This window comes from Acetobacterium bakii, assembly GCF_001263355.1.
Lineage (GTDB): Bacteria > Bacillota > Clostridia > Eubacteriales > Eubacteriaceae > Acetobacterium > Acetobacterium bakii.
In genome coordinates, this window is sequence record NZ_LGYO01000016.1 from 13,990 (window position 1) to 36,564 (window position 22,575).

The 22,575-nt window shown below is 40.6% G+C and carries 21 protein-coding genes; 4 read left to right on the forward strand and 17 right to left on the reverse strand.

The genetic code is table 11. The annotated features are described in order from the left end of the window. Positions 1 to 52: 52 nt before the first annotated feature. The 16 genes from AKG39_RS07155 to AKG39_RS07230 form a co-directional block, all read right to left on the reverse strand. Positions 53 to 856, reverse strand: coding sequence for a dihydropteroate synthase (locus tag AKG39_RS07155; protein ID WP_050739698.1), 804 nt, complete (start codon positions 854 to 856; stop codon positions 53 to 55). A gap of 18 nt (positions 857 to 874) precedes the next feature. Beyond that, positions 875 to 1,996 carry a uroporphyrinogen decarboxylase family protein gene (locus AKG39_RS07160; protein ID WP_050739699.1) on the reverse strand — a complete coding sequence of 374 codons (1,122 nt, stop codon included), beginning with the start codon at positions 1,994 to 1,996 and terminating at the stop codon, positions 875 to 877. After that, positions 1,996 to 2,613 carry a cobalamin B12-binding domain-containing protein gene (locus AKG39_RS07165; RefSeq protein WP_050739700.1) on the reverse strand — a complete coding sequence of 206 codons (618 nt, stop codon included), beginning with the start codon at positions 2,611 to 2,613 and terminating at the stop codon, positions 1,996 to 1,998. The genes AKG39_RS07160 and AKG39_RS07165 overlap by 1 nt, the downstream gene beginning before the upstream one ends. 492 nt (positions 2,614 to 3,105) lie before the next feature. Then, positions 3,106 to 3,591, reverse strand: coding sequence for a hypothetical protein (locus AKG39_RS07170; protein WP_050739701.1), 486 nt, complete (start codon positions 3,589 to 3,591; stop codon positions 3,106 to 3,108). Positions 3,592 to 3,611: 20 nt separating this feature from the next. Next, positions 3,612 to 4,205: a CobW family GTP-binding protein gene (locus AKG39_RS07175; RefSeq protein WP_050739702.1), complete on the reverse strand. Its 594-nt coding sequence runs from the start codon at positions 4,203 to 4,205 to the stop codon at positions 3,612 to 3,614. Positions 4,206 to 4,466: 261 nt separating this feature from the next. Next, the gene (locus tag AKG39_RS07180; protein WP_050739703.1) at positions 4,467 to 4,841 is read right to left on the reverse strand and encodes a hypothetical protein; all 375 of its coding nucleotides are present in this window, start codon (positions 4,839 to 4,841) and stop codon (positions 4,467 to 4,469) included. Beyond that, positions 4,829 to 5,788 carry a DUF3089 domain-containing protein gene (locus AKG39_RS07185; protein WP_050739704.1) on the reverse strand — a complete coding sequence of 320 codons (960 nt, stop codon included), beginning with the start codon at positions 5,786 to 5,788 and terminating at the stop codon, positions 4,829 to 4,831. The genes AKG39_RS07180 and AKG39_RS07185 overlap by 13 nt, the downstream gene beginning before the upstream one ends. Positions 5,789 to 5,964: 176 nt before the next feature. Further along, the gene (locus AKG39_RS07190; protein ID WP_050739705.1) at positions 5,965 to 7,467 is read right to left on the reverse strand and encodes an aldehyde dehydrogenase family protein; all 1,503 of its coding nucleotides are present in this window, start codon (positions 7,465 to 7,467) and stop codon (positions 5,965 to 5,967) included. Between the two features lie 173 nt (positions 7,468 to 7,640). Continuing rightward, a complete protein-coding gene (pduB, locus tag AKG39_RS07195) occupies positions 7,641 to 8,426 on the reverse strand; it encodes a propanediol utilization microcompartment protein PduB (RefSeq protein WP_050739706.1) in 786 nt (261 codons plus the stop codon). A gap of 30 nt (positions 8,427 to 8,456) precedes the next feature. Continuing rightward, positions 8,457 to 8,732, reverse strand: a complete 276-nt coding sequence (gene eutM, locus AKG39_RS07200; RefSeq protein ID WP_050739707.1) for an ethanolamine utilization microcompartment protein EutM — start codon at positions 8,730 to 8,732, stop codon at positions 8,457 to 8,459. 86 nt (positions 8,733 to 8,818) lie between these two features. After that, on the reverse strand, positions 8,819 to 11,449 hold the full coding sequence (locus AKG39_RS07205) for a glycyl radical protein (protein ID WP_160316158.1): 2,631 nt from the start codon (positions 11,447 to 11,449) through the stop codon (positions 8,819 to 8,821). 207 nt (positions 11,450 to 11,656) lie between these two features. Next, positions 11,657 to 12,823, reverse strand: coding sequence for a methionine adenosyltransferase (gene metK / locus AKG39_RS07210; protein ID WP_050739709.1), 1,167 nt, complete (start codon positions 12,821 to 12,823; stop codon positions 11,657 to 11,659). 19 nt (positions 12,824 to 12,842) lie between these two features. Then, the gene (gene pduL, locus AKG39_RS07215) at positions 12,843 to 13,523 is read right to left on the reverse strand and encodes a phosphate propanoyltransferase (RefSeq protein ID WP_083439461.1); all 681 of its coding nucleotides are present in this window, start codon (positions 13,521 to 13,523) and stop codon (positions 12,843 to 12,845) included. 13 nt (positions 13,524 to 13,536) lie between these two features. Then, positions 13,537 to 14,505: a glycyl-radical enzyme activating protein gene (locus AKG39_RS07220; protein ID WP_050739710.1), complete on the reverse strand. Its 969-nt coding sequence runs from the start codon at positions 14,503 to 14,505 to the stop codon at positions 13,537 to 13,539. Further along, on the reverse strand, positions 14,478 to 15,593 hold the full coding sequence (gene buk / locus AKG39_RS07225) for a butyrate kinase (RefSeq protein WP_050739749.1): 1,116 nt from the start codon (positions 15,591 to 15,593) through the stop codon (positions 14,478 to 14,480). Before buk ends, AKG39_RS07220 begins: the two co-directional genes overlap by 28 nt. Before the next feature lie 167 nt (positions 15,594 to 15,760). Beyond that, a complete protein-coding gene (locus tag AKG39_RS07230) occupies positions 15,761 to 16,384 on the reverse strand; it encodes a BMC domain-containing protein (protein WP_050739711.1) in 624 nt (207 codons plus the stop codon). Positions 16,385 to 16,678: 294 nt separating this feature from the next. Here AKG39_RS07230 and AKG39_RS07235 point away from each other — a divergent pair, with 294 nt between their 5' ends. Both AKG39_RS07235 and AKG39_RS07240 read left to right on the forward strand, forming a co-directional pair. Beyond that, entirely contained in the window at positions 16,679 to 17,917 is a 1,239-nt protein-coding gene (locus AKG39_RS07235) for a PocR ligand-binding domain-containing protein (protein ID WP_050739712.1), read from the forward strand. Between the two features lie 24 nt (positions 17,918 to 17,941). After that, a complete protein-coding gene (locus AKG39_RS07240) occupies positions 17,942 to 19,060 on the forward strand; it encodes a helix-turn-helix domain-containing protein (RefSeq protein WP_050739713.1) in 1,119 nt (372 codons plus the stop codon). A gap of 332 nt (positions 19,061 to 19,392) precedes the next feature. On the opposite strand, the gene AKG39_RS07245 is transcribed toward AKG39_RS07240, so the two are convergent. Continuing rightward, on the reverse strand, positions 19,393 to 19,725 hold the full coding sequence (locus AKG39_RS07245; protein WP_050739714.1) for a CGGC domain-containing protein: 333 nt from the start codon (positions 19,723 to 19,725) through the stop codon (positions 19,393 to 19,395). A gap of 206 nt (positions 19,726 to 19,931) precedes the next feature. On the opposite strand from AKG39_RS07245, the gene AKG39_RS07250 reads away from it, so the two are divergent. Then, complete coding sequence (locus AKG39_RS07250; RefSeq protein ID WP_050739715.1) at positions 19,932 to 20,945, forward strand: DUF3089 domain-containing protein; 1,014 nt, start codon at positions 19,932 to 19,934, stop codon at positions 20,943 to 20,945. Positions 20,946 to 21,155: 210 nt separating this feature from the next. After that, entirely contained in the window at positions 21,156 to 22,475 is a 1,320-nt protein-coding gene (locus tag AKG39_RS07255) for an alpha/beta hydrolase family protein (RefSeq protein WP_050739716.1), read from the forward strand. Positions 22,476 to 22,575 lie beyond the last annotated feature (100 nt).

The following is a 22,575-nucleotide window of genomic DNA, read 5'->3' on the forward strand; positions in this document are numbered from 1 at the left end:
CAGCCCTTTCCCGAATGCGCCAGGAAAAGGGCTATGAAAATCTGACATGTTTTTATTTTTTGATAAACGCGATTTTTGCCCCAGTGGTATACTTCCGACAGAAGCGATCCCGGCCCAGCAACAGCTCAGTGGCTTTGAGTGACTCAATTAATGCCACATTCTCGGGATTGACAACTGCCGAATCCATGCCGGCTGCCACTGCCAGGGTCAAAAAGGTCCGATTGACCAGAGCCCGGTTTGGCAGACCAAAGGAAATATTGCTCAGCCCGCCAGTGATATGGGCTTCCGGATATGCCGCATGGATGGTTTTGATGGATTCAAAGGCGATCAGCCCGGCTTTCTGATCTGTGGCAACCGCCATGATCAGGGGATCAATGAAGACTTTATCGTCAGCTATCCCCGCATCCCGGGTGGCCTTGAATATATTTTCAAGTACAACCATCCGCTGTTCTACGGTTTTTGGCATCCCGGATTGGGATTCGTCCAGCGCCAGAGCGATGACATTGCAGTCTCTTTCCTTTATAAAGGGGATAAAGCTCTGCAGACGCTCCGGGTCACCATTGATGGAATTGATCATCGGCGTTTCTTTGACAGCGTGGATCGCTTCGCTGATGACTTCCGGGGTGGAACTGTCGATGCAGATGGGGGTATTGGTGACCGATTGCACCATCTCGATTAACCAGAGCATGTCCCCTTTTTCTCGGGAAGGATCGGTGCCGGCATTCACATCCAGATAGTCTGCCCCGGCATTGGCCTGATCCAGAGCTGTTTTTTTAATGAAGTCGGCATCCCGATTGATAATGGCTTCCTGGATAGCTTTGCGGGTGCCATTTATTTTTTCTCCGATAAATATCATAAATGTCTCCTTAATTCTTTAATACTCTAGTGCGACCTCATGCATTGCTACAAGATTTTCGAATTTTGAACATGTCGGAGCATCACAACCTGCAGCTAAAATTACCCCTTTTACACCAATGTCATCAAGTAGTCGACGTATATAATCCTTGACTTCATCAGGAGTTGATACGGTTAACATTTGAGCAGGAACGTCTCCCATAAATGCAACGTGGTCACCTAAAACTTTCCGGGCTTTTCTTAAATCAGTCATGCCATCGGTATTGATAATACATTTTTTTGCTGGTAATTCTAAAAATCTTTCTAAATCTCGATCCCAATTCTGGTCTAAATGCAAGATTGGTGTGATTCCTCGATCAATTAAGGCTAACGCAAGTTTATACATATAAGGCCATACCAAATTATCCCAAATCTTTGGACTGACAAGTCCTGACGCTCCACGCCAACCACCAATCCATTCACCTATGACATAATCCCTATCTGGCCGAGAAGCGATCATTTTCAGCTGTTCTTCCAGCATGGCATCTTGAGCTTCTTTAACTAAATCCGGTTTTCGATAGCAATCCATAAAAAATGCGGTCATAGAACGTCCGCCACATAATGTTTCAAACGGAGGACAGATCAATCCACTATTTAAAACTGGATATCCTGCATCAATATACTGTTGCGCAATCATTTCGTCTTTTGCATGGTATTCAAAAAATTTTTCAATCTTTTTCATATCTATGATTTGAGGCAATATCCGATTCATTACCGCTTGAGAACCTTCTTTAATGATAAGTTCATAATCGCCATCCTGAATCATTTTTTTCTCATCAACCTGCCAGATTTCGTTTTCTCCTAATTCCTCACCTGGCATTTTGACTTTAGACCACCATATCAGGCTTAATGCCGCTTGATGCGCCCCTGGATAAGCAAAATTAATACAATCAACAGGAGCGATTGTATTTATACGATTAACAAAATCGATGTAGTATTTTAAACCAGCTTCTGTATCTGACATATATTTAGCCAGTGTAATATCAGAATAGGTTGGTGGTACAGCTTGCCCCATATAGCAGGCAAGAACATGTTCGTTTTCATGATTAGTACAAGCTTGAACTTTTTTTAATCGTTCATCAAATATTGGGTTCGTTTTCATCATAACATCTCCTTACATAATTTAACTGCCGACTGGGCATCGTCACCGACGGCATCCGCGCCGGTATATCTGACAACTGATTCGTCGGTGGGTCCGCCACCAATGATAATTTTGACCTGATCTCTGAGTCCGGCTGCCTCAACGGCTTTGACAGTGTTTGAGATGGAATCATAGGCGGTGGTCAATAAACAGGATAATGCCAAAATCGGTGCTCCTGATTCCTTCAGTGCATTGACAAACGCTTCCGGTTTGGCATCAACCCCCACATCAATGACATCAAATCCGCCGGATTTCAGCATCACATAGACCAGATCTTTACCGATATCGTGGATATCTCCTTCAACGGTGCCTAAAACAACCTTAGCCAGAATATCTCCGGTTTTTCCATCTAAATAAGGTTCCAGCATCGTCCCGACTTCCTTGAACATTTCTCCGGACATCATCAGGTCGGAAACAAAATAATCTCCTGAGCTAAACAATTCCCCGACCTTGACCATGCCAGCTTCACATTCTTTGAGAATACTCACGGGATCGGTGCCATTTTCCAGTTCTTGCTGGACCAATTCCATCAGCTCATCCATTTCCAGACTTGCCAGTAATTCACTTATTTTCGCCATTTCTTTATCCTCCATGTTTTTGTTTTGTTAACTTTTTTTCGTTTGAACCAAACATTTTCAGAAGGAACACTCATCAGGTTTCAAGTATATTTAAAATTAATCCGATTTATGGAAAAATAATTTTATTTTCCATTGGGATTTGTGTTAATATAAAAGTGATGAGCACTCCTTTTAGCGCTTCCCGTGTACGTTATGGCCCACAATGCCAGTACCCGTGGAATTTTAAGGAGTCTCTTTTTTTGTTTCAAGCATGCATTGTACCTCCAGCTTTAATTTGTTTTGGTAATTGCGTTACAGCCGTGAGCTTCGCTGCCAGTTTTACACGAAACAATTTTTACACTCTACGGCGGACACTCTCCGAGATGTCCGCCTCGACGTTACAAAATTGTTTGTGAAAACTGACATCAAAGCAGCCATTGTTCATCATTTTTTAATTTCGCAATTACCAGAAATTTGCTTTATAATACCGATGGTTTTATCGGTTATTACCATTTAATGATGATGCCCACAGGTTTCGTCATGGGGATGATGTTCATGGCAGACTGGACAGGGTTCCGGATTTGAATTGGTTGTTTCTTCATCACCGGGAATCGCTTCTTTATAATCTGTCGTCAGCCCGTAGACGCTGCAGGTTCGCTCCAGTGCCATATGAAAGCACTGGATATTGGTGTCTTTTGAAATATTGGAAATAATGCCGTTAAAGGTTAAACGCCCTTCCCGGCTGTTGCCATGAGTTTTAGGGATTTCAGCGTTTACCGGGCGGTCTGCACGAACGCTGCTGAGTTTGATGAAATTCTCATCCTCCAATTCAATCAGCCCTTTGATATGACCAATGACCGCATTCGGGGTTTTTCCGAGCTGCTCCATATAATTCCGGATAAAAAAGCATCCGATCTCCTTCCATGTTAAATTCTCTATGGTCTGCCGTGAGAACAGTGTGGTCTCCACCGCCAGTGTTTCAAATGTATTCTGATACATTGCCATCTCTCCGTTTCACTTTATTTAAGTATCTCTTCGATCTGATTGTCACTCAGTTCATTCACATTGATTTTCAAAACCGGAACCGTCTGATTGTATTTCCGGATGATGGCTTCTGATTTTTCCAGCTCTGGTGCAGTTGCCACATCGATTTTATTGATAACGGCAATATCTGCCAGCGGAATGGATGATTCAAGATAGGGTTCCAAAACCGCTTCAAACATCTCCACCCGGGTGGGATCCAGGATAAACACATTGTTCAGATTTTCTTTGGCAAAGCCACAGTGCTTCAGTGGCTGAAACAGTGCTTTGGGATCAGCGGCGCCGGATGGTTCCATCAGAATGTATTCAACCGCATAATTCGCCGTCAGTTTTTCAATGGTTTCTTCCAGACTGACTGCCAGAGTGCAGCAGACACATCCCCCAAATATTTCCCAGACGTCATAGCCCATTTTTTTCATCTGCAGATTGTCAATTCCGATCTCCCCAACTTCGTTGACGATAATGGCACATTGTTTTTGCTGCTGTGCCAGATGTCTGGCTGTTTTTAAAAGTAACGAAGTCTTCCCCGAACCAAGAAAACCGGTAAAGAGTATTAATTTTGGATTATTCATGATCCATCTCCTTAATCAACCTATACGTACAAGTAAGTATGGATTAAATATAAGCCTTTGTAAACGTTTTGTCAATAGGCAATTTCAAATATAATTATTTTAAGCATTATTTATACATACAAAAAAATCACCTTCTTTTGAAGATGATTCTGTTGCGTCATTTGAATTTTTCATTACTTGTTTTGTGCTTCGATATATTTTTCCATAATCGCTGCACCCATCCCTACCAATGCTTCACAGTGTCGATTCTGATAATAATCTTTACTGACTGTTTAAAATAGGAGCAAGAACAATACAATTATTATTTTCTAAAATATCAAAATACATATTTTTATTAAACACTTGATTCTTTTGGGGATAGATATTCCAACATTCGGTTAACATATTCAGCAACACTTTCTCCGATATTTTCCACGAAATTGTATTGTTCAAAAGTGATTGGTACAATGCCATTAATAGCATAATAATATTAAAATCTCTATTATTATAATTATAAGCACTCAAAAAATACTTCTTTCTAAAGATATCAAGATTTGTCAAAAAATTTAAGTATATCGTATCACTTCGAGAATCCCCGCAAAACTTACTTAAAATTTTGTAACACTTATAAAAGACAACTTTTTCTATTTTTTCCATAAAGTCTCCTTTTTTGCTAAATATGCGTTCACTCTCTTTTGCGCATTTTTTCTTAAATCGTAATAATAAAGCGAATAATCGCCACTATGTAAATTCCCCAGAGGAAAGTATTTTTCACCGCCAATGATCCGAAAATCTTCAGGATTTGCGGTACTGCAAATGACTACACCGCGATTCATATCAATTCTGGCATCGGCATAATGAAGCTTGTCAAGTATATCAATCAAGTGTCCCTCTTCGTCGCGTCTGACAATCCGAGAACCCAGGCTCAAGCTGGATGATATTTCTGTCTCGTCACATTTCCAGGAAATTGGATTTATTGCAATCGTGCCATGCGGTACGGTGATATTTTCTGCAGTAATACCGGGTGCTTCTGTATTATACGAGATGATTACTCCATAATCGGTCTCGCCGCTGGCAAATCGAAGATGCGGATTATTTTCTAAATACTGTTGGGTTATGCCATAACCAATGATATAGGCAGCAACCATGGATTGGTTGTATTCCGGATGTTTTTTAAATGAAGTAGCCAGCAGAATGGAAATTAAAATAGATCCCTGTGAATGACCTGCCAGAATAAACGGTCGTCCATTGTTAAAATTTTCCATATAATAGGTAAACGCCTGAATCACATCGGTCACAGGTCCGGCAATGAACTCTCTGATATCATTTTTTTTCTGATCGATCAGATATTCAAGACTTATTTGGCGGTAATATGGTACAAAATAGTTACCGACAGCCTTAAATACCGAGCCTTTATTGATAACATTTTCCCGGGCTCGCTGACGCATTGCGCCATGGGTAACAGGGCAGATTGCCGGTTCGCCCGGGCTATTATAATAAGCGGTTGGATACACATAAAATACATCAACTGGCAAATTCGAATCGAATGTGCAAAACATCCAGTTGTTACGGTCTTGATAATCGGTTGTATATTGGTGAACCATTTTTATTCCTCCCTCTAAAACATTTCTCCTTAAAACCTGTTGAAATGTTTATTTTAAGGATATAAGGGACTGTCACTTCTCTGAAAATCAGATAATTTGTGACAGCCCGAGTGATACTTATCTTGATGCATCGTTACGCATATTTTATCCTTTTGAAAAAAGATTGTTAAAAACTACTATCTTGTACCACTTCTAACATTGAATTCTTTGATCAAAGCGCATCGGGTCTCCCGAGTAAATGATTTAGGACGTGTCAGACCTTCACCGGTTGGTCCGGCAATCGTCATGGTTGCATATCCTTCTCCGCCATAACCAACACCGGCAAATGACGGCCCATTTTTGACAAGAATTGTCGTTTGGATTGCTTTCGCATATTCAGTAATGGTATGGACATCTCGTGAATGCAGCACCGCACTATGTCTTCTGCGGCCTTCGATGATAACTGCTTTTTCAATTCCCTCATCGACATTTTTAACTCTGACGATGGGCAGCAATGGCATCAGATATTCTTCCATGACAGTAATATGATCGGCCGGAACTTCATAAATAATCGTTCTTATCTCATCGCCAACCGTGATCCCGATATCCGTTAAAATGATCTTAGCGTCTTTTCCAATATATTTCCGATTAACACCACCCTTATCTGTCGTGACTAAATCAGTTAATTTATCAATCGTTGCCATATCCTTTATCAGATATGCCCCATTCTTTTGCATTTCGCCAATCAGTAAATCCGCAATGCTGTCAATGACCAGGCACTCTTTTTCACCGTTGCACTGGATGCAGTTCTCAAAGCTGTTACCGGCAATGATATCTTTTGCCGCTTTGGGAATATCCGCGGTTTCATCAACAAATACCGGTGGATTACCGGGTCCTGCTCCAATGGCCTTTTTCCCGGATGATAAAATAGCTTTGACAACACCTGGTCCACCGGTGGCAACTAATAAATCAATTTTAGGATGGTGCATCATTTCATTTGCTTTATCAATCGTCGCTTCCTTGGTTGTAACAAAAATATTTGCCGGACCGCCAGCTTCCCGGACCGCTTCATTCATCAATTCTAATACCGCATAGGTCGTGTTTTTCCCGCCTGGATGCGGACTAAAAACTACACTGTTTCCAGCCGCAACCATACAAATGCCATTATGGATCGGTGTACACGATGGTGCCGTTGAAGGCAACACGCAACAAGCAACGCCATAGGCTCTTTTTTCAATTAACGTCAGACCATCGTCCCCGGTATATACTTCCGGTTTTATATCTTCCACACCAGGCGTTTTATTGATTGTGAGCAGATGTTTAGCAACCTTATCTTCATAGCGGCCATAACCCGTTTCATCAAGTTCCATGCGAACTAATTGGGGAATATTTTCTCTGATTTTTTCACGGATCGCGTTAATTATCTCAGCACGTTTGGCCAATGAACATTTTACTAATTCCTTTTGAGCCTTCACTGCCGCTTCAACCGCATCATCCACTTCATCAAATAAGAATGAATTTTTTTTCTCTGCTGCTTCTTCATATTGCTGATTTCCGGAACATACCGTAGCATCAAACGATAATTCATTATTGGTTGATATATTATGCGTCTGTGATTCTGTATCGCAATTGAACTGATTCAATAAATCATTGATGAAATTATTTACGTACTTGTTGTCATTATTTTCAGATGAAAACATCGTTATACCTCAAAACTTTCTGTACTCTCTGTCTAAGATTGTAAAATAAGATTCGCCAACCGGTTCAGGTTTACCTCCCCGAATTTTGAATCATTCGAAACCAACTTCCGGCCACGCTTTAACAAAGCCCTTCTATTTATAAAACGAACGACTTACGCTGCATCGCTTTTTAATTAAATATAGGGCGTTGTTACCGATGGGCAAGGACCGCCAAGTGCTTCCAGTGCCTGCTTGCCAACTTCTCTGGCAGCATAAATCGCTTGACGGACTGCTCCGGCATCACCAGTGATGAAGATCATTGACTCATTCGAGTATTTGGTTCCGCCATTATCAGGAGAAGCGTAACCAACGAGTTCGACATTAGCCGATTTTAATGCGGAATCAGCCATTAATACGCCGATCCCTGCCGGAGCACCAACAACGATACCAAAGGCTTTTCCGATCGGAGCGCCCAGTGTCATGTTACAGGCAAAGCTTGCGCGCGCCGTATATTGGAATTCCAAATGACCGGCCGAATTCGAATATACATCTCCAAAGGTTCTGTTCAAGTCATGAAGTGCCACTTCAACCGCTCTTTTTGCATCTGAAACATCTTCTGCGCCAAAGATAATCAAAGAACCATGGCCGGCTCCACCTTCAGTGTCTCTTGCTAATTCGCAAGAGACAACTTCGCAATTGGTTGCTTTTACTGCCTCATCCGCTGCAAATATTTGGGGGCCAGCACCAGTTCGGGCGGAAAGAATACCGATTGACCGGTATTTTGGATCAATTTTCATTGCTTCGTGCAATGTTTTATCGACGTTTGCAATAACAAATCCAATGGTATTACCAATAGCGGTTCCTACGAATTCGGTTAATCCACATACCCCAGTGGCCGCAGCTACAGTACCGGTTTCTTTAACATCGCCCATTTTCTTCATAACTTCTTCCATCAATTTGTTCATTAAATCATCTTTCATTAATTTACGCCTCCGTATTTATTTTAATAATTATAGATTCGGCAAAATTTTCTCTACATCACCATGTGGTCTTGGGATCACATGGACTGAAACAACTTGTCCAACTTTATCAGCTGCCGCAGCACCTGCATCAACCGCTGCTTTGACCGCGCCAACATCGCCGCGAACCATTACGGTTACTAATCCGGAACCGATTTTTTCGTAACCCACTAATGATACGTTTGCTGATTTTACCATTGCATCCGCTGCTTCAATTGCTGAAACCAGACCTTTGGTTTCAATCATACCCAAAGCTTCATTTGTCATAATTTTCACCCTTTCTGAAAATAAAACAGTATTGGTGGTGTGAACACGCTTTTGCGTCACACCACCGATTACTTTTTAATTATCTTTTAGATTTCATCGAATGCGTTACGGTGAATTAAATCATCCTGAAGGGCTTTACTCAATCTTGTAAAGTAAGCACTGTATCCGGCAACCCGAACCAAAAGTCCTTTGTAATTTTCGGGATGTAATTGGGCATCGATAAGCGTTTCGACATTCTGAATATGGAACTGGATATGGAGTGGGTTTTGGTGGAAATAGGAATGGATAAACCCAATCATATTTTTGGTGCCCTCTTTACCGGAAACACTGTTTGGCGTAAATCTGATATTTAATAATGTTCCGTTGCCGGCTTTTTGATGGTCATACTTAGCCGCTGAATTACACATTGCCGTTGGACCATTAACATCATGGTTGCCAGCCATTGTATTGACAGCACCGATACAATTTGAAACAGCTTCGTAAGCTTTTCTTCCGTCAGGAGTAGCCGCTTGGATCATCCCAATACCGACATTGGCTGAGACACTGTATAAACCGGCTGCATATTTACCGCCTCTAACATTTTCACGTCCATTGATGAACTCAAAGTAACATTCACTTGCAAAGACAGAATAGGCATCAGCTTCATCATTATCATTACCGAAATGCGGGATACGATCGCTGTTGGCAAGCTGATATATTTCTTCATAACCTTTCCAGTCTTTTCTCAGACAATCCAGGAATTGTTCCCCGGTGATTCTTTTATCTTCAAATACTATTTTCTGGATATTGATTAAGGAATCGCCAACGGTGGCTGGACCGACCCCTTGAGGACCTGAAAAATTGTATTTTGCACCGCCGGCGGTTAAATCCACACCATTTTCAATGGCACACTTGTTCATACCCGATAAGAATGGCAATGGTTTAAGATCTTTATGAGCCTCTTCAACACAGTTCATACAGCTAACCATGCGATCACACCAGTATTTCATTTGTTGTCGATAAGAATCTTTTACCTCATCGATATTTTTTGCGGTTGCTAAGCTGCCGGTATTTGGTCCCAGTGTTTTGCCTGCTCCGACGCAGATGCTGAAGCGCGGACAATTGGGACTGCAATCGATACACTGACCGCCATTTAAAGCTAGTTCCATGGCTTTTGGCAAACTGTAGTAACATAAATCATGGGCACCGTATTCTTTGCCGGGTACATCAAGTTCAACACAACCTACCATTGTACAGGTTCGGGCATCTTCCAATGAAATACCTTTAGCCAATTCAGTTGGGATAATGCCTTCAATATTAAATAATTTTGGCTGACCGGTACCAATTTTAATGGCTTCAACCATTTTAACTTTAATTTCCCAGGGTGCGGCATCATTCCATTGGCAGGCAAACCAGGGATCTGGTAAACAGGTATGGTTATGGGCTTCGATCGCTAAATAGGTAAGGTCATTCGTTGCATCTGAACCATCTGCTTTCTGTCCGCCAACAACGAGACAAGGACCGCCAATGCCAACTTCACTGTTTAAGGTTGCTGTTTCTTCATCACGCAGTTTACGCAGTTCGTGAATTTTAACATAGAAACTTTCCATACATTGAGCGACAAAAGATTTGGTGATTTTGCCCTCTTTCATATCTTTTTCATAGAAAGGATATAATACCTGATCAAAATTAGCATAGGTGATTGAATGACCATTACTTTCGATCATGGTAATATTTGAAGCCAGGTGGTATAGTTGCAGGGCATCCCAATAACCTTTTGGTTTATTTTCTGAAACCCAGTCGCAGTTTTCAGCAATCTGTTGTAAAATTTTCTTTTCGTCCGGATTTGTTTCGGCAGCAGCTTTTGCTCTTGCACAGGCAGCGTATCTTCTGAAAAATTTAGATGCCGCTTCCAAGCTTATCAGTGCCGCCGTATAGAATTCTCTTTTCTTAAGATTGGCCAGTGTCGTAAAGTCATCAATTGCTTCCAGCTGTTCGACAATCATTCTTTTTAATCCGCTGTAGCCTTCATTTAATATCGTTTCATAATCCAGACAGGTATGACCGACACCGCCATACACATACAGGTTAGGCATGAATATTGGCCGACCGCCTAAAGATGATCCTTTTATTTCTTCCTGAGTCAGATAATTATTTACGACATGGTCTTTCAGGTTTTTACCTTCCCAGTATTCAGCTATGCTTAATAAATCTGCTTTTGTTTGATCTGAACATGCAAAAATGTCGGTTTTTCGATTGTACCATGGTGAATTATTTAATTCATCGACGATCCAGTCAAATGAGAATTCCGGAAAAAATGGGGAACAACGCGCGGGAGCACCCATTTCACCAACAATTAATTCATCCGGGTAAATGTTAATTGTTATGTTGTCAAGAATATAATTTAAGATCTTAGCATTGGTGATAATTTGCGAACCACCATTCCCCCCAAACATCTTATGCGCTTCGGTATAGAGCATCGCTCTTTCGGCATCGGCAGCTTCGGTGATTGCACAAACCCGGTGAAGAATTCGGTTTGTGCGATCATAGGGACTTGGACTTGTTTTAGTGGGATCGCCAAAATTCATCATTCCATATTCTTTATCGAATGGTTCACAGCCACCTTCGCCTAAAACTTCATTAAACTGACTATTTGCAGCACTGCTGCCTGTCCGCGGACTTTTTGCCATTTGGCACATAACCTGTTCCACTAATGCTTGGACTTGTTGTTTCGACATTTCCATAATAAAACCTCCTAAATTTTTAACACTGTGTATTAACTTAATTACATCATACTGTTTTAACCGATTACAATCGAGTTCCAAAATTGTTCAGACCAATTCATCTTTTGTTTTGTGCTGAAGCGAACAACCAATCATTTTTTAACACCAATCATTTATTGACAATCATCATACCTCCTTATCGCAATGGCCTGACAAAATTACTTACTTAAACAAATGAACACTATCTAATTTCTCCCAGGGAAGATCCAAATCATTTCTGCCAAAATGGCCGTATGCCGCTATTTGTTTATAAATCGGCCGTCTCATATTAAAACGATCAATTAACGCCGTTGGCCGCAGATCAATATTTTCCCAGATGATTTCTCTTAATTCCTGTTCCGTCCATTTCCCGGTTCCATAGGTATTGATGCAGAGTGAAACAGGTTTTGAAACACCGATGGCGTAGGCCACCTGAATCTCGCATTTTTTTGCTGCGCCGGACGCCACAATGTTTTTAGCAAGATAGCGCATCGCATAGCTGGCTGTCCGGTCCACTTTTGTCGGATCCTTTCCCGAAAATGCACCACCACCGTGTCGGGCATACCCACCATAAGTATCCACAATGATTTTTCTTCCTGTCAAACCGGTATCACCGGTCGGTCCGCCCACAACAAATCGCCCGGTAGTATTTATCAGAAACTTGGTCCGATCATCCAGTAAATGCGCTGAAATTTCTGACTCGATTACCTGACTGACGATGTCTCGTCTAATCCGTCCCTGACTGATGCCTGAATGATGTTGAGCCGCGATCACGACGGTATCGACGCGGACCGGTTTATCGTCGTCATATTCAATGGTTACCTGGGACTTGCCATCCGGACAAAGATAATTGATCGTATTGTTTTTTCTGACCAACGCCAGCCGGTGGGTTAATTTATGCGCCAAGACAATGGCCATCGGCATAAATTCAGGCGTTTCATCACAGGCATAACCAAACATCATGCCCTGATCGCCTGCCCCAAGATCTGACTTTTCAGCGAAAAACTCGTTTTTTGATTCAAAGGAATGATTGACCCCTAAGGCGATATCCGGTGATTGAGCATTAATCGAGAGCAGGACTGCACAGGTATCGGCATCAAAACCATCGGTTTTGCTGACATAGCCAATTTCTCTAACGGTGTTTCGTACAACTTTTTCAATATCAACATAACCGTTAACGGTGATCTCACCCATCACATGGATCAAACCGGGTGAAGCGGTCGTTTCACAGGCGACTCGCGCATTTGGATCTTTTTCGATCATTGCATCCAAAATCGCATCGGATATCAAATCGCACATTTTATCAGGATGACCTTCGGTTACCGATTCAGAAGAAAAATAATTTTTCATCTTTATATCCTTTGCCTTCTTATAAAATAATTTTCAGAAAATCGCCGTTTTTAATGCTTGCTGCATTTGCTTCGTCAGAATCCAAATGCAGTTCGGTGCGGAAAGCTTCGCCGATTCTAATTTTTACATTTGAAAAAATAATTTCCCGTTCGCCCTGGGTCTTCACTTTTACATAATCGCCATCGCTAACACCCAGAAGTTTCGATTCATAAGCGTTCATATGGATATGGCGCCATGCAACCATCCCGCCCATGTTATTAATAACGGTACCTTTCGGACCGACAATGGTAATCGTCGGGGCCACTGTCGGTGACCCTGATTCTCTGACCGGCGGTTCAATTCCAAGGGTAAATCGATCGGATGCCAATACCTCAATTTGGGTATCGTTTCGCAAAGGGCCTAATAATCGCACCTTGTTTATCGCACCTTTTGGACCGACCACGGTAACGGTCTCCTTCGCTGCAAAATAACCTTTTTGGGTTAATTCACGATATTCTGTCAATTCACTTCCTTCGCCAAATAGCACATCCATATCTTTCCGACATAAATGCACATGACGATTTGAAACACCAACCGGTATTCTCAATAAATCATCGTTAATATTTCTGGAAAATTCATTATTTTGATTGTCCTGTAATATGTTTGTTACAATTTCCTGAATAACTTTTTTAATATCTGGATTTTCAATATCTGTTGTCATGCTGCCATTCCTCCTATCCTCGCATTTTTTCTGATAATTTCATGGCTCCCGGCACCGCCGGTACCCCATATTTCTGTAATTCTTCGGCAATTTTTGTCAGCTGCTCGGTATAAAGATCTCGATTACTTGGGGTTCCTGTCATGAGATATGAAATGCCAAGAGACTCATATTTATCTTCTCCTAAAGGTCTGAACGGCAATAACTGTAATTGGATGATTCTGTTATGCAGTTCATTTTGAATAAATTCTCCGGTTTTGCGAATGTTTTCGTCACTATCATTATAGCCAGTGACGATCGGGATCCGTAAAACAAGCGGAATATTCTTACTGACGAGATATTGAAGGTTGCCCAGAATAATTTCATTCCCGGCATTGGTAATCTGGCGATGCTGCTTGCTGTCCATATGCTTGATATCTGAAATAAATAAATCTGTGCACGGGATAATTTCATCCAAAATTTCTTGCTTACAGAAAAGCTCTGATTCCACACATGTATTGATATTAAGTCTTTTGCATTGCGCTAAAACGTCACGAACAAACTCCCATTGTGTAAGGGGATCCCCTCCTGAAAATGTAACGCCGCCGCCTGATTGATCATAGTATTTTCGGTCGGCTCGGATAATCTTCATCAATTCATCCACGGTTAGATCGGCCCCGAAGATTTTCAAGGTATCGTTAACACAGGCTTTTGCACAGGCGAGACAATTTGTGCATTTTTCTCGATCAATTCCTGCAATTTTATCGCCGGAAAACATCAAGGCCTCCTGTGTACATACGTCGAGACATTTACCGCATAATTCTTTTCCAATGCAGCTGTCACGATTCACGCCGACCTCAGAATAAGGGTGCCTACTTTCCGGATTACTGCACCAAATACAGTGCAATGGACATCCTTTTAGAAAAATTTCCGTTCGAATTCCGGGCCCATCATGAATAGTGAAGCGTTGAATATTGATTATCTTTCCGATTCTATTATTGGCCATAACGTGTCCTCCTGGTTTTCTTTTATATATATCCGTGTATTTATTTCCTTATTAAGGACGCGTAAGGCACCTTTTGCCAATGCTAATGCTTCATTCTCACCTGGGAATATCAATACCGGTGCTAAAAACCCCATATAACTAATAATTTTGGATGTGAATTTTTCTGAATAAGCCAAACCACCGGTTAAAACAATTGCATCAAGTTTTTCTTGACTGACGACTGAATAAGCACCAATCTCCTTAGCGACTTGATAAGCCATTGCATCATAAGCTAAAATTGCTTCTTTATCCCCTTTATCGATTCGGTCCTCAATTATTCGCACATCTACTTCACCCAGATATGATTTCATACCTCCTTCCCCATTGATCATGCGAAGAATTTGCAATTGATCGTATTGTCCGGAAAAACATAGTCGAACCAGATCGCCAACCGGCAGACTGCCGGAACGTTCAGGAGAAAATGGCCCATCACTGTCAAAGCCATTATTCGCATCAATAATTTTCCCGTTATAATGAGCACCGATCGTAATACCGCCGCCCATATGGGCGACAACAAAATTGCATTCCTCATAGGGCTTACCAATTTGCAACGCGGCAATCCGCGCCGTCGCTTTATGATTTAGCACATGCATATTGGAGGTTCTCTTTAAAATTCTATTTCCGGAAAGACGCGCTTCAGGTATTTTTTCGTCAACAACAATCGGATCCGTTGTATAAGCTGGGATACCGTATGCTTTAAACAATTCATAACCGATGATACTGGCTAAAGCACTGGCATGAACGCCATATTGACCGCTTTCCAAATCATCGACCATATCCTGGTTGACCTGATAGGTTCCGCTTGCAATCGGGTGGACATTCCCACCTCTGGGAGCAATGGCGTCAAAAGACATGATTGACTCATTAATACTTTCCAGCCATTCTAAAACGGCTTTTTTTCGAAAATCTCTTTGATCAATAACGCTTTTAAATTGATTAAGCGTTGCTGTATTATGTGCGATCGATGTTTTATTTACTTCAACTTCATCTTGAAAAATTGAAATCTTCGAAGATGTTGATCCAAAATTCAGAACAAGAATTTTTTTCATTTTACTTCCATCCCTCCCTTTTTTTTGCCTGTTTATCTCAAATAATTGATTTCCTTTTTCCTGTACATAATTTTCAGCAAATGTTGCAATCAACGTTCCGTCATTCTTTAATGCTAAGTGGCGCAGAACTTCGTTTACAATACTAATAATCAATTCCTGATCCATCATTATTCCCTTTTCTCGTTATAGTGAAGACACTCTGTATGGGGTCTGCCTTTAATTCTGGGGCAGGTTGGATCTTTACACAGATTACATGAATACTCTTTTTCAGACACTACTAAAAAATTTTGATCATTGAACACCATTTTCGTTTCATTCCCTATTGTTTCACTGATACGGGTTTCTTCGACTTTGGGTTTTAATCCCATATCTGATTTCTCAAAAACAATCAAATCGGGTTCATCATAATTTTTTTCATTCATCTCATTCTCAGTTTTCTGATTATCTCTCAAAAACGTCGATTGAACATTCTGGCCATTCTTTTCTTGATTCATTAAACTGTGCATGACATAATCATTCTTCAGCATACAATTAATATTGTCATGAGGCCGGGGAATAATAATTTTTCCCATGATCCCGCCAATCGTATCTGCAATAATTATTCCAGCTGCTATCGCAGCTTTCACGGCACTAACATCTCCAATTAACTTGACATCAACCATCCCTTCTCCTTTTGCCAATTCCATTCCTAATAATTTTACATTGGCAGATTTCAAAGCCATATCCAGAAAAGCAATTGCTGTTGGCAATCCATTACATTCGACGATGGCCACTGCTTTACCTTTCTCCATGTTTTCACCTCACTTCAATCATAATTACAGCTAAATTCCATTGAATACACTTATGATACTCTCTTTTTAAACCTCAAGTAGTTATCATTATTGTCCATTAGTATTCCTTTATTGTCTGACAAAATTCAATATTCAAGTATACTGCACTCTTTTATTACAAATAACCAATCAATTTTTGACATCTTAATCATTATTAATTGACAACATAAATTGATAAGGTTATATTGAAAATATGATATAATTAAACTAATATCGTGGAGTGTAAACCTTTACAATAAAAAAGGGGGGATCATCATGCATGTCATTCATTTAACTGATTTGGTTTCCGTAGAAATCCTGGAAGAACTCTTGCAACAATACTATGAGGCTACCGGCATGGCTTCATCCATTGTTGACTTTCAAGGGCGTACAATTACCAGTCATAAATTTCTACCCGTTTGTGAATCGATCAGAAGTATTCCAGAACTTGAGAAACTGTGCATCCAATCAGATGCTTATGCCGGATTAACCGCATCCATCACTCGAGAACCATATATTTATCAGTGTCCCTGCGGATTGATTGACTGTGCCGTCCCCATTTTTGTAGAAGATACCTGCGTCGGGCAGATAATGACTGGTCAAGTTCTTTTAACCGGTGTGGATTTAGATAAAGTGCCAAAGATCTTTGATTATTTACCGGATATATTTAAAAATTCGAATGCTTTTCACTATACCGATATCTATCATGAAAAAATTCTGGCCCTCTCCCTGAAAGAAATCACTGCCTATACAAAACTGCTGAAAATTATTGCTCAATTAATATCTGTCATGGGATACCAAAATATTTTGAATGAACGATATAAGGAACAGCAAATCAAATTATTGGAAGAAAAAAAGGAGATTGCGGAGACGAAAGCAAATGTGGCGAAATTGAAGTTTAACCTTCTTGAGAACCAGTTACCGATAACATTTCTAGTTGAAAGTTTTAATTCTATTTATCAACAAGCAATCATTGAAGAAGCAACTGAAACTGCTGATATCATCTTTTCAATCTCTTCTCTACTGAGACGGACACTTTATCGCAAAGAATCTTTAGTTCCTCTTGAAGAAGAAATCGACTATATACAAAATTATATTACGATTAAAAATCTATCGCGAAATTTTAAAGTTACCATTGAAGAACAGATTAATCAGGAGTGTGCAAAAAAAAATATTCCGATCACATTGATTCAATCCATTGTCGAACATCTTTTTTTTATAAACATTGATAAGCAAAATATTTCCAGCATAATAATGATTTCGGCTATTGAAATTGATAACAAAATGGTTCTGGCATTATCCTGTAATCATGTGAAATTACCAATTGTCAATATAAAAGAAACGACGAATCGCAATATTTTAAGTTCGCTTTTCTCGCGAACAACCTGTTTAACACTTAACAACCTCCTGCGTATGCTTTCGGCATTCTATAATGAATCATATGATATTACTATTATTGAAACGGAAGATAATTGCGGGAAAATTGTTATCTCTTTACCTTTAAACCTCGAATAATTTATTATTAAAGGAGTCCATAATATGATCAATTACTTTGTTATCAGTTCGAATCCTTTGGATGGAGAAATGTTCAATCATTTATTTAAATATAATTCAAATATTCAATACAGTGGCCAGGCTTTTTCTTTCAACTCTGGATTGACCGTCATTAAAGAAAAGAAACCTAGACTTGTATTCCTTGAAATCAAGCCAATCGACAACACTTTTTATGTTGATATTGTCAAAATGATCAAGGATCTTGACCCGTCAAATTTTCTCATTTGTTTTTCAATTTCCGAACAGTTTGAATTACTTCAATCGGCAATGGATTTCGGAGCTTATTCTTTTTTATCAGCTCCTATTGACCGAAAAAGAATCATTCGAATCGTAGAAAACATTAATAAAAGTGTTGAGAAGAAAGAATACTTCTTCAATGATTCAGCTAACAGTATTTCTTACAAAAAAATATTTTTGGACTGTCTGAATTGTACTTGTACAGAATTAGAAATTATTTTTGATGAAATATGGGATACTTACTTAAATAAAGAAGAATATCATTTTTCTCGAGTTGTAAACAAATGTCAAAAATTCTGCACCGAATTATATTATTATCTTATTGATACCTACGTTGAAAAGATTAATGAAACGGTAATCATCATCTATAATAATTTTATGTTGGAAATTACTAAAATCAAAACAAAAATCGAGATAAAAAGTTTGCTGTATAATTTCATAAAAGACTGTAACTGTACAATCAACAAAGACCAGCAGGATTTATCCAGAGAGCTCATCATCAAAGCAAAAAAATTGATTAGTCAATATATTAATGAAGAAAAACATATTTCATTAGAAACCATTGCCGTTGAAATGTTTATGAGCCCGTCCTATTTAAGCCGCATATTCCGAAAAGTCGAGGGTATTAAATACATCGACTATGTAAACTTCTATCGACTGGATAAAGCCAAGGTATTGTTGTCAACAACCAATAATACTATTGAGAACATCGCTTGTATCTGCGGTTATAATGAGCCCAATTCTTTTCGCAGACTTTTCAAGCAAAAGCTTGGTATGACTCCAAATACATACCGTAAGGTACAAGGGAAAAACGACAACAGTCTCCGTGATCCATCCAAAATAATCACTGCACCAAAATTAATATGACATGGGTATGACGTGGGGACGTTTCGTTTGTCATGCCCTCTCTGCCTCCTTCTGCCATAACGCAAAAGAGGACTGCCAAAACTCTGCAGTCCTCTTTTGTATTATTTTTTGTTGTTTCAGTAATTCAGCTGGGAATAATTATAGCCTTTTTTAAACAAATCCATTGCAATATCTGAGTGCTTCTTGCTTACGATATTGCTATGAGAAAAATCGCCGCTTTTATGTTGATTTCAGTTGTCCTTTAATTCAGTTGCCATTATTTAGCTACTCCTGCGCACTGGAAATAATAACCCAGTTTGAATTTCTTTACACTATTATTATGAATGCGTCTCTTAATGCGTATAATCAATAATTTTTATGGAATCGCCCAGTTTTTTTTCAATGGCAGCTTTCATCTGTTCAACATTCGGACAAACAAAACCGATGGGATTTCCTCTGGTGATACACGAGGCCAAAACAATCGTATCGGCTCCGCGCTTAACCATTTCCGCAGCTCGTGTTACCGCTTTTTTCCCGGGACAACCGCCACATGAAGTGAAACCGATTATTTCAATTTCCCCTTCTACCCCTTCAAATGCCAGTTTCTTCTCTTTCATCACTTTAAAATCGGTTGTTCCGGGACACATATCCTCAGTCTGCATGCATCTGATTAATCCAACTTTCATCATTTTACCTCCTTACAGCATATGAATTACCGTTCATCATTTATTGACATATGTTAATTATGAGTTTATTATACAATACTCTTGTGTGATTTCAATTATTATTTATTTTTTGCAGAAAAGATATGATTGCGCATTCCCATCATTTCATATAAAATGAAACTCATTAAAAATATGTTAACGAATGTAATTAAAGGAGAAAAACGGAATTGAAAAGAAAAATCGTGATATTGATGGCTGCCGTTGTAGGTCTGGGCATTGTCCTGGCAGGATGCACTGCCCAGAAAGATGTAACCGATTACTCCCAAACTGAGCATTGGCTCAATGTCCCCACTAGCACAGACAAGAAGGTGGACGTTTTTTATCTCTACCCCACTACCTACGCCCCGGCCGATCAGACCAATCCCAGTATCAGCACCATTGATGATCCGGGCATGATGGCCAATGCCAAACTGGCCTATGACCGGCAGGCGACGGCCTATGAAACGGTGGCCAATATTTATGCCCCTTTCTATCGCCAGGACAACCTGTCCGCGGTCAATCGGGAGGAAACCATCGCCGGTATCCCCACCACCGATGCCACGGCCGCCTTTGATTACTACATCAAACATTATAACAACGGCCGGCCCTTTATTTTAGTCGGTCATTCCCAGGGATCCGACGTCATGAGCAACATCCTGTCCGGCTATTTAAAAGAACATCCGGATGTCTACAAACGGATGGTGGTTGCCTATGTGGTCGGCTTTACCATCACCGATGATTACCTGGCCGCCAATCCCCACTTGAAATTTGCCCAGGGCCCGGATGATACCGGAGTGATCGTTTCCTATAATACCGAAGCCCCCGAGGTGCTGCCACCGGGTAACCCGGTGATAACCGCCGGTGCTCTTACCATCAATCCGATCAACTGGAAACGGGATGAAACCCTGGCCACCGCGGCTGAGAATTTAGGGTCCATCGGGCTGAATAAAAATGGCTCAGCGGTACGAAATGCCGAGGGTTTCATTGAACCGGTCATGAATTTTGCCGATGCCCAGATCGATCTGGCAAAGGGTGCGCTGATCTGCAGCACCGTTAATGTGGATGTCTATTCGCCCGGCAGTGCGACCTTTGGCAAAGGGGTCTACCATACCTTCGACTATCCCTTTTATTATTTCAACCTCCGGGAAAATGCCGCGAACCGGACCAGCAAATACTTTGAAAAAAATGATGCCAAGGTGTAACACCGCCATGCTGACACTAATTCCAAAGAACGATTATCGGGGGGCCGAACCATCCCCCTGAAATCTAGGGTTCTCTGATAACCGTCTACCTTTTTCACAATTGATTAATTAGACAAAATATATATTGCTTCGTAATATTAGTTGCTGTAGAATAACATCAATGACAAGACCATGAATGCTGGGGTCAATTTATGTCAATATGAGGAGATTATGAAATCAGCTAGAAGAATCTTTTTCCAATTGTTTTTAATGCTTATTGCCCTTTTTTTGCTTGTTTTTATGCTTCAAACAATTTCAGGCAAAGAATTAAAGACTATTGAAGCCAAGGCCGCCTATGATGTCAGTAGTGCCACCCGCGGGGACCTCTTGTTTAATGAATTTTATCAAACCTTTTCAACCGTTGACTCGACCACTTTTCTTCAAAAATTAGGGAAAAGCACCACCAAGGAATCTGCCCAATGGTCCATGTCACAGCTTGGTTCACCAGAATTTCCGGTTAGTGCCTATATTATTGAATATGTCACCGTTAATCACGCCGGTGAAAAGATACCCTGTTCGGGAGTCGTTCTGATTCCAGAAAAAACCGATGCCACGCCCATGCCTTTACTTGTTTATCAACATGCAACGATCATGACAAATGGCACTGCTCCCAGTATCAGCATTCAAAAAGCTTCCGGAGAATCCAATACGATGGCAGGTGCATTTGCCAGTGACGGATATGTGGTCGCAATTTCCGACTATGTCGGTACCGGACAGCCCAATTGCCTGAAATATCCCAGTGAATATTTGTTTGCCGACAGTGAAGCTGCAAATGGTGTGGATATCTTAATTGCCACCCAACATTTATTGGAACAATTAAAGCTGTCCACCAATGGCCAACTCTTTTTGTCGGGCTATTCAGAAGGTGGTCAGGCCGTATCAGCGCTTGCTGAATTAATTCAGAATGACTATCCTCAGTATCCGGTTACTGCCGCTGTATTTATGGAAGGTCCCTATAACATGAATGCTGCCATGAATAACTTTCTTGAAACACCAGGGGGCGTTATCATGGATGGCCGGCCTGGCGGAAGCCTGGTGTGTGCCAAAGCGATTTATGCCTATCAGCAAATTTACAATTGGGGTACAATGGATGCTATTTTCAACAAACCTTATGATACTCGGGTTGAAAAAAACTTCGCCAACCCCGCAACTCCACTTATCATATTGGCTTCCAATTACCCAAAAGAAACAGACAACATGTTTACAGCTGCTTTCCTGAGCAGTGCCAAAGATGGCGATGTATCACAGGACATTGCCGCTAATGATACGGATAATTGGGTTCCGCAAATGCCTGTCACCTTTCTGACCTCATCTGAGGATGGATTGATTCCGGCATCGGTAACCGAGAACGCCTATGAAAAAATGCTGGCTGCCGGCGGAAATGTAAAAATGAGCTATACCCAGTATCCACTTAATCATCTGCAAAACTATATGCAAGCCATTGTTCAGTCAAAGGGAATCTTTGACAGTTATGTGAACGCAACAAATTGATGTATATAAAGGGGTGTCCAGAGTAACGACAATACCCTTAGAATAACAGTAAAAAATCATAACCATCGGCTCAGCCGGTAGTTATGATTTTAATTTTATA